The 7,159-nt window shown below is 49.8% G+C and carries 5 protein-coding genes and 12 tRNA genes; 16 read left to right on the top strand and 1 reads right to left on the bottom strand.

The window, feature by feature from the left end:
• Nucleotides 1-18 precede the first annotated feature (18 nt).
• From BMW43_RS20715 to BMW43_RS20640, 16 genes are all read left to right on the top strand, one after another.
• Nucleotides 19-94, top strand: a tRNA-Gln gene (locus tag BMW43_RS20715).
• A gap of 3 nt (nucleotides 95-97) precedes the next feature.
• Nucleotides 98-173: transfer RNA gene (locus tag BMW43_RS20710), tRNA-Lys, on the top strand.
• A gap of 5 nt (nucleotides 174-178) precedes the next feature.
• Nucleotides 179-253: transfer RNA gene (locus BMW43_RS20705), tRNA-Glu, on the top strand.
• Nucleotides 254-261: 8 nt separating this feature from the next.
• A tRNA-Val gene (locus BMW43_RS20700) sits at nucleotides 262-337 on the top strand.
• A 36-nt stretch (nucleotides 338-373) separates the two neighbouring features.
• Nucleotides 374-449, top strand: a tRNA-Asp gene (locus BMW43_RS20695).
• Between the two features lie 120 nt (nucleotides 450-569).
• Nucleotides 570-644: transfer RNA gene (locus BMW43_RS20690), tRNA-Ile, on the top strand.
• A gap of 22 nt (nucleotides 645-666) precedes the next feature.
• Nucleotides 667-742: transfer RNA gene (locus BMW43_RS20685), tRNA-Phe, on the top strand.
• A gap of 2 nt (nucleotides 743-744) precedes the next feature.
• Nucleotides 745-820: transfer RNA gene (locus BMW43_RS20680), tRNA-Thr, on the top strand.
• A gap of 6 nt (nucleotides 821-826) precedes the next feature.
• Nucleotides 827-911: transfer RNA gene (locus BMW43_RS20675), tRNA-Tyr, on the top strand.
• 7 nt (nucleotides 912-918) lie between these two features.
• Nucleotides 919-995, top strand: a tRNA-Met gene (locus tag BMW43_RS20670).
• A 5-nt stretch (nucleotides 996-1,000) separates the two neighbouring features.
• Nucleotides 1,001-1,074, top strand: a tRNA-Gly gene (locus BMW43_RS20665).
• A 149-nt stretch (nucleotides 1,075-1,223) separates the two neighbouring features.
• Nucleotides 1,224-1,312 (top strand) — tRNA-Leu (locus tag BMW43_RS20660).
• A 346-nt stretch (nucleotides 1,313-1,658) separates the two neighbouring features.
• Entirely contained in the window at nucleotides 1,659-4,409 is a 2,751-nt protein-coding gene (locus BMW43_RS20655; RefSeq protein WP_091752435.1) for a sigma-54-dependent transcriptional regulator, read from the top strand.
• A gap of 245 nt (nucleotides 4,410-4,654) precedes the next feature.
• Complete coding sequence (locus tag BMW43_RS20650) at nucleotides 4,655-4,963, top strand: PTS sugar transporter subunit IIB (protein WP_091752427.1); 309 nt, start codon at nucleotides 4,655-4,657, stop codon at nucleotides 4,961-4,963.
• Nucleotides 4,964-4,974: 11 nt separating this feature from the next.
• A complete protein-coding gene (locus BMW43_RS20645) occupies nucleotides 4,975-6,291 on the top strand; it encodes a PTS sugar transporter subunit IIC (protein WP_245732653.1) in 1,317 nt (438 codons plus the stop codon).
• 58 nt (nucleotides 6,292-6,349) lie between these two features.
• Nucleotides 6,350-6,664 (top strand): PTS lactose/cellobiose transporter subunit IIA, encoded by a 315-nt coding sequence (locus tag BMW43_RS20640; RefSeq protein ID WP_218140753.1) that lies wholly within the window; start codon nucleotides 6,350-6,352, stop codon nucleotides 6,662-6,664.
• Nucleotides 6,665-6,902: 238 nt separating this feature from the next.
• On the opposite strand, the gene BMW43_RS20635 is transcribed toward BMW43_RS20640, so the two are convergent.
• Complete coding sequence (locus tag BMW43_RS20635) at nucleotides 6,903-7,124, bottom strand: hypothetical protein (protein WP_245732505.1); 222 nt, start codon at nucleotides 7,122-7,124, stop codon at nucleotides 6,903-6,905.
• Nucleotides 7,125-7,159 lie beyond the last annotated feature (35 nt).

The raw sequence follows: 7,159 nt of genomic DNA, 5'->3' as shown, positions 1-7,159 counted from the left end.
CCTACTCGAGGAGCCAATAGGGGTGTAGCCAAGCCGGTAAGGCACGGGACTTTGACTCCCGCACGCGTTGGTTCGAGTCCAGCCACCCCTGCCAAATGATCCACTAGCTCAGTCGGTAGAGCACCTGACTTTTAATCAGGGTGTCCCGCGTTCGAGTCGCGGGTGGATCACCACTCATGGCCCGTTGGTCAAGCGGTTAAGACACCGCCCTTTCACGGCGGTATCGGGGGTTCGATTCCCCCACGGGTCACCATTTTATACGGGCGATTAGCTCAGCTGGGAGAGCGCCTGCCTTACAAGCAGGATGTCGGCAGTTCGATCCTGTCATCGCCCACCAAATCACATATTTGGCCGGTCATTCGGCCTCAAGTACGGCCCGGTGGTGTAGTGGTTAACATGCCGCCCTGTCACGGCGGAGATCGAGGGTTCAAGTCCCTTCCGGGTCGCCATTTTCTTATATCTTCCGTTTAAACAGACAGTAGACTGTTTAGAAAAAAGATAGCTATTTTATCAGCTATACACAGGAATGAATCAAAGGTACGTTTGTTAGTACCTTCTTCATATATCGCGGGCCTATAGCTCAGCGGTAGAGCAACCGGCTCATAACCGGTCGGTCCCTGGTTCGATCCCAGGTGGGCCCACCATATGTCATAGCATATAGACTTTGCCTCGGTAGCTCAGTCGGTAGAGCAGAGGACTGAAAATCCTCGTGTCGACAGTTCGATTCTGTCCTGAGGCACCATTGCTGGCGTAGCTCAATTGGTAGAGCAGCTGACTTGTAATCAGCAGGTTGGGGGTTCAATTCCTCTCGCCAGCTCCATATTCCGGAGAGATTCCCGAGTGGCTAAAGGGAGCAGACTGTAAATCTGCCGGCTTCGCCTTCGCTGGTTCGAATCCAGCTCTCTCCACCATTTATCCGGCGGCGTAGCTCAGTTGGCTAGAGCATGCGGTTCATACCCGCAGTGTCCGGGGTTCAAATCCCTGCGCCGCCACCATATATGCGGGTGTAGCTCAATGGTAGAGCACTAGCCTTCCAAGCTAGCTACGAGGGTTCGATTCCCTTCACCCGCTCCATATACGTTTACGGTATAAACAATTAGAAATAAAAAATTGCTGTGCCTTGTAAAGAAATGAACTGGCGATTGCGGATTTTTCTGCAATCTTTTTTAGTATCAAGCGGCGAATTTGGGGCAGCCCGCAAGACCGGCTGCGCTTTTACACCTGCGAGGGTGGTGGAATCGGCAGACACAACAGACTTAAAATCTGTCGGGAATTACTTCCCGTGAGGGTTCAAGTCCCTCCCTTCGCACCAATTGTATTTTATGATGAATAGCCTATAACTTCTGATTCAGTCAGAGGTTTTTTTGTTTTTGCAGCGAAAATCTTATGAGCCTGCCGGCATGCGGTTTCCTTCCATAAGAGAAATGTGGGTTTTAGTCATATATAAACCGTCGGCTAATAGACCGTATTGCTTAAAAGAGCAGTGCCGGTTATTAGTCTTTTTGCCATGCCGTGAACAAAAGAATTTTTATTACTTTCACTTTTTTCCATTTGCCGATATAATAAAGTTGAATTTATCAGGTAATTGATTGCACAGTTTGCAATGAGCAACGGTTGCCTGGCGCACGGAAAATACGGTAATGGTGCAGGTGATGCGGATGGGAAAAGTCGATGATATTTACAATGTACTGCTCGAATGGAAGGCTAGCGGCAACGGTATTTCCGCCAGTGAACTGAGCGAACGGGTGGGGTTGGACCGGACCAATGTCAGCCGTTACTTAAATCAACTGTGTAATGATAAGCTGGTGGAAAAAATTAACGGCCGGCCGGTTTTGTACCGGCCGGCAAAAAAAGAAATGTTGAAAAACAAAGCAAGCAGCCTGGACATGATTGTCGGCGCCGACCGGAGTCTGCAGGTGCCGATTCAGCAGGCCAAGGCGGCCGTCCTCTATCCGCCGCGCGGACTACACACCTTGATTCTGGGGGAAACCGGGGTCGGAAAGTCGATGTTTGCCGAGGTGATGTACCAGTTTGCCAGGGAAACGAAGATGATCGCCGAGGACGCGCCGTTTATCCGCTTTAATTGCGCCGACTATGCCGATAATCCCCAGCTGGTCATGGCCCAGATTTTCGGCGTGAAGAAAGGGGCTTACAGCGGGGCCGAAAGTGACCGGGACGGGCTGTTAAAAAAGGCCGATCAGGGCATCTTTTTTCTGGATGAGGTACACCGTCTGTCGCCACAGGGACAGGAAATGCTGTTTACCTTTATCGACAAGGGTTATTTCCGCCCCTTAGGGGAAACGGGGCAATTGGTTTATGCCGAGGTGCAGCTTATTGCCGCTACGACCGAAGACCCTCAGTCCCATTTGTTGAAGACCTTTACCCGGCGCATTCCGATGACGATAACACTACCGTCCTTGAATGAACGCAGTTTGGAAGAACGGTATTTTCTGATTGGTAAGTTTATCCGCAGCGAGGCTAAACGCCTGGAAAAGGATATTTACGTCCAATATAATGCGCTGATTTCCCTGCTGCTTTATGACTGTCCCAACAATATCGGTCAGTTGAAAAGCGATATTCAGCTTGCCTGTGCCAAGGCTTTTCTGCGCTACAAGTCGGAAAACCGCAGCTATATTCTGATTGATCAGGCTGAACTGCATGCCAGGGTCAAACGGGGTATTTTAAATCTGCAGGAACGCCGAACCGAAATTAATACTTTGCTCACCCAGACCGAGGATATCCTGGTATTTTCTCATCAGGACAAGCCGGTGGAGCGGAAGCTGTGCATTGAGGCAGAGGCGGCGGAAAAAGGCGCCTACTTTTACGACATTATTGAGAGCAAGCTGGAATACCTGAAAAAGCGGGGCTTTACCGAGCCGGAAATCCATGAGCTTTTAAATGTGGATATTGAAAGTTACTTTAGAAAATATATCAGCGATCTGCCGGAAAAATTCCGTAAAGAGGAAATTGCCAAGGTCGTAGATATGAAGATCGTCAATGCGGTGGAGGAGGTTCTGGCTTACGCTGAGGAGCAACTGAACCGGGAGTATGACGAGAAAGTGTATTACGGCCTGGCGCTGCATTTGAATAAAAGTATTGAACGAATTCGGGCCGGCACCTATATTTACCATCCTCAACTGGATAAGATCCGCAAACAGTCGGCCGATGAATTTTTGGTGGCCATAAAAATCGCCAAAATGATCGATATGAAGCTGGATGTGGAAATCCCTCTGGATGAAATCGGCTATCTTACCATGTTCCTGGCCTCCAGCGTGTATCAACGGGAAAACAAGCATAACCAGTGGGTTCAGGTACTGGTCATCATGCACGGCCATGCCACGGCCAGCAGCATGGCTCAGGTAGCCAACCACCTGTTGGGCGAAAAACATGCCCATAGTCTAGATATGGTATTGAACATGAAAGTGGAAAAAATGTACGAGCAAGCCAAGGAAAAAATTCTGGAGATTCATAATGGCAAAGGCGTATTGCTGCTGGTCGATATGGGCTCACTCAGTAATTTTGCCGATATGCTGACAGAGGATACGGGCATTCCGGTCAAGTGCATCGATATGGTCAGCACGCCAGTGGTCATTGAAGCCTGTCGCAAGGCGCTGGCCGGCTGCGAGCTGTCCGAGGTGTACCGCTCCTGCCAGGAGCTTGGCCTGTACCGGATACAGCGGCATACTGCCAAGAAAATCGAGCAGGAGCTGCTGATCATTACCGCCTGCTTTACCGGGGAGGGTGCCGCCCTGCACTTGAAGGAACTGATCGGTCAGTCACTCAAATCGCAGGAACAGATTCAGATTAAGGCCATGGATATTCTTGACCATAACGATTTCTTGTGCCGGATTCAGGAGTTGAGCAAGCATCATCGTATCATTGCCATTGTCGGCACGGTGAATGTGCCGCTGGAAAAGATACCTTCTTTTTCGGCATCCGATGTGCTGGCCGGTGACGGGCTGGACCGAATTGCCCAACTGGTGCAAAAGGAGCAGGAATATGTCAAGATCAAGCGTTCTTTGAAAAAAATGTCGCTTAAAAAATACGTTCGAGGCATGGATGTGGAAGAACTGTTTGATGAGGTGCGGGAAATTATTGACGAACTGGAAAAGCGTCTGAATCTTTCCCTGCCAGGGGATGTGAAGATTGGTATGCTGTTGCATATCGGCTTCCTGGTGGATAAACTGGTACACCAGGGCAAAGCCACGGTGTTTGTCAATGTCGCCGAATACAAGCGACAGCACACGCAGGAGTTCAAGATAGCGCAGCAAAGCTTCAAAGAACTGGAAGAACGGTATCAGATAAAAATGACCGAGGATGAAATTGCTTATATTGTAAAGATGTGCCTGGAAAATGATTTAGGCAGCGATAAACAGAATGCTATGCTGGAAATGGACCATACTGTGTAGGCTTTTAAATAGTGTGCAGATAACTTGCACACTATTTCGCTTTGCGATTATTGAAGAGAATGCTTGATATGACTGGCTTTTAAGGACCTTTCTTTTTATTTTTACCACCGGAAAACTTGGCATGTTGCTTGCAATACATAGTTGGTGTAGGCAAGCAGGCTATAGCCGGCGAAAGCGTGACTGGCAATAATCTTTTTTGTAGACGTCGCCTGGCTGTAAGCAAACGAAAGAAAGGAGAGGCATGGATGTATAACATATTTCTGGTTTGTTCCGCGGGCATGTCCACGAGCCTGCTCGTGATGAAGATGACCGCAGCAGCCAAAGAGCGGGGCGTTGAGGCCAAAATCGCCGCGGTAGCCGAGGCTGAACTGTCCAAGGTGATTGACAGTGCCGACATCGTATTGTTAGGGCCGCAGGTAAGATATTTGTTGGGGAAAATCAAGGACTTACTGGCGGCTAAGGGCACTCCGGTGGAAGTAATCAACAGCATTGATTACGGCACCATGAACGGGGACAAAGTGTTGCAGCGCGCCCTGGAACTGATCGGTAAATAGCAGAAGGAAAGGTGGAAAATAAAAAGATGGGTCCGATTATTGCATTTTTAGAGAAATATTTTGTGCCGGTGGCCGGGCGTATCGGCTCGCAGCGGCATTTGGTAGCAATCAGAGACGGCTTTGTGGCCATTATGCCTTTAATCATGGTCGGTGCTATGGCAGTGTTGCTGAATAGTTTTCCCATAGAGTTTTATCAAAAGGCAATGGTCAGTATTTTCGGTGAAGGCTGGAAAAGCTTCGGCGTAAACTTATGGAACGGAACGTTTGCCATTATGGCTCTGTTGGTCACCTTCAGCACCAGCTACAATCTGGCTAAATCGTATCAGGCCGATGGTCTGGCTGCCGGGCTGGTTTCATTCGGCTCGCTGCTGATGCTGTACACCGCATCGGAAAAGGACTGGGCGCTGCCCTTTGGCTTTCTGGGAGCTCAGGGACTGTTTGTCGCCTTGTTTGTTGCTCTGGTCGCCACGGAAGTCTTTGTCCGGCTGGCCGGTAATCCCAAACTGATTATCAAAATGCCCGACGGTGTGCCGCCGGCGGTGGCTAAATCTTTTGCCTCACTGATTCCCTCGGTCATTGTATTGACGCTCTTCTGCCTGATTAAGGTACTGACGGTCACTGTAGGCATACCCAATATCCATGATGCCATCTTCAAAGCCATTCAGGCGCCGATTGCCGGTCTGGCCGATCATATAGGCTCGGCCATGCTGGTCGCTTTCCTGGTGCATATTCTCTGGTTTTTCGGCCTCCATGGCACCAATATCCTCGGTCCGTTGCTGAATGCCGTCTATCTGCCGGCGATCAATGACAATGTGGCGGCGTTCCAGGCTGGACTGCCTGTACCGCATATTGTGACCATGCCGTTCTTTGATGCCTTTGTCTGGATGGGTGGCGCCGGCTGCACCATCGGTCTGGTTGCCGCCATATTTATTGCCGGCAAACGCAAGAGCAATCGCAATATCGCTCAATTGTCAGCCGGTCCGGTAGCCTTTAATATTAACGAACCGATGATGTTTGGCATGCCGATTGTGTTAAACCCGATTTACTTAATTCCTTTTGTGCTGACGCCGATTATTTTGACCATTACCACCTATGTGGCTATTTCAAGCGGCATTGTTCCCAGGACCGTTGCCATGGTTCCCTGGACGACTCCACCGGTGATTGGCGGCTTCCTGGTAACCGGTTCAATTATGGGCGCGCTGCTGTCGCTTATTAATCTGGCCATTGCCGTGGTCCTTTACATCCCCTTCGTCATCCTAGGGGAGCGGCATGAGGCGAAAGCCGAACAGCAAACCGTTCAGTCCGTGGGAGCAAATATAAGAGGATAAGACTAATAAGGTACTAGAATCAGGTGATCTAAGTGATGCGCCGGGAAGGAAGTTAACCATGAAAGAAACAGAAAATATGGAACACCTTGTCATGACAATCATCGTTAAGAGCGGTGAAGCCAAGTCGTCGGCCCTGGAGGCGATACACAATGCAAAAAGGGGGGAGATTGCCCAGGCAAAGGAACTGCTTACGGCGGCTAACGAAAGCTTAGGTGAGGCGCATCGCGTGCAAACCGGTATGATTCAGGCCGAAGCGGGAGGTAAAAAAACCGAGGTGTCATTGCTGATGGTACATGCCCAGGATCATTTGATGACGGCTATGACAGTACGGGATCTTGCCGCTGAGTTTGTCGACTTGTATGCCAGACTGTAAAGTTACGGTGAATGCTTTGGCGGAAGGCACAGTCTTTCCACCGAAGCATTCGTTTTTCCTGCCGCGCGGGCAGTCATGAAGGACGATCACAAAAAGTCCATCGGTAATATGTCAAGAGATTAAAAACGGATAACCCCTAGAAAGACTGCTGATGGATGCCAAAAAATCGAAAAAGGAGGACTACCACCTAAGCCCCAGCTTTAATTTCAAAAAAACGGGGCGGCGATCAACGGTACGGTTAGGCCGTAACCGAAGGGATATACAGACGGTTGTCCTTCAGCAGCCGGAAGACCAACCGGACCAATTTTCTGGCAGTGAGGGCGAGCGCGCGTTTGTGCTGGTACTTGTTGACCTCTTTGTATTTAAGGTCATAGTAGCGCCGATGCTCCGTGTCGCAACGCACGAGGGACTTGGCAGCTTCACACAAGTAATATTTGAGAAAGCGATTGCCGGATCGGATGAGGCGGGTGTTCTGAGCCTCAAATTGACCGGACT

The sequence above is a fragment of the Propionispora vibrioides genome, assembly GCF_900110485.1.
GTDB lineage: Bacteria > Bacillota > Negativicutes > Propionisporales > Propionisporaceae > Propionispora > Propionispora vibrioides.
Note: the sequence above shows the minus strand (reverse complement) of the source record. Positions and strands in the feature narration are given on the sequence as shown.

Excerpts from the sequence above, each read along its gene's own strand:
- BMW43_RS20655 (WP_091752435.1), top strand. The coding sequence starts at position 1,659 with ATGGGAAAAGTCGATGATATTTACAATGTACTGCTCGAATGGAAGGCT.
- BMW43_RS20650 (WP_091752427.1), top strand. The coding sequence starts at position 4,655 with ATGTATAACATATTTCTGGTTTGTTCCGCGGGCATGTCCACGAGCCTG.
- BMW43_RS20640 (WP_218140753.1), top strand. The coding sequence starts at position 6,350 with ATGAAAGAAACAGAAAATATGGAACACCTTGTCATGACAATCATCGTT.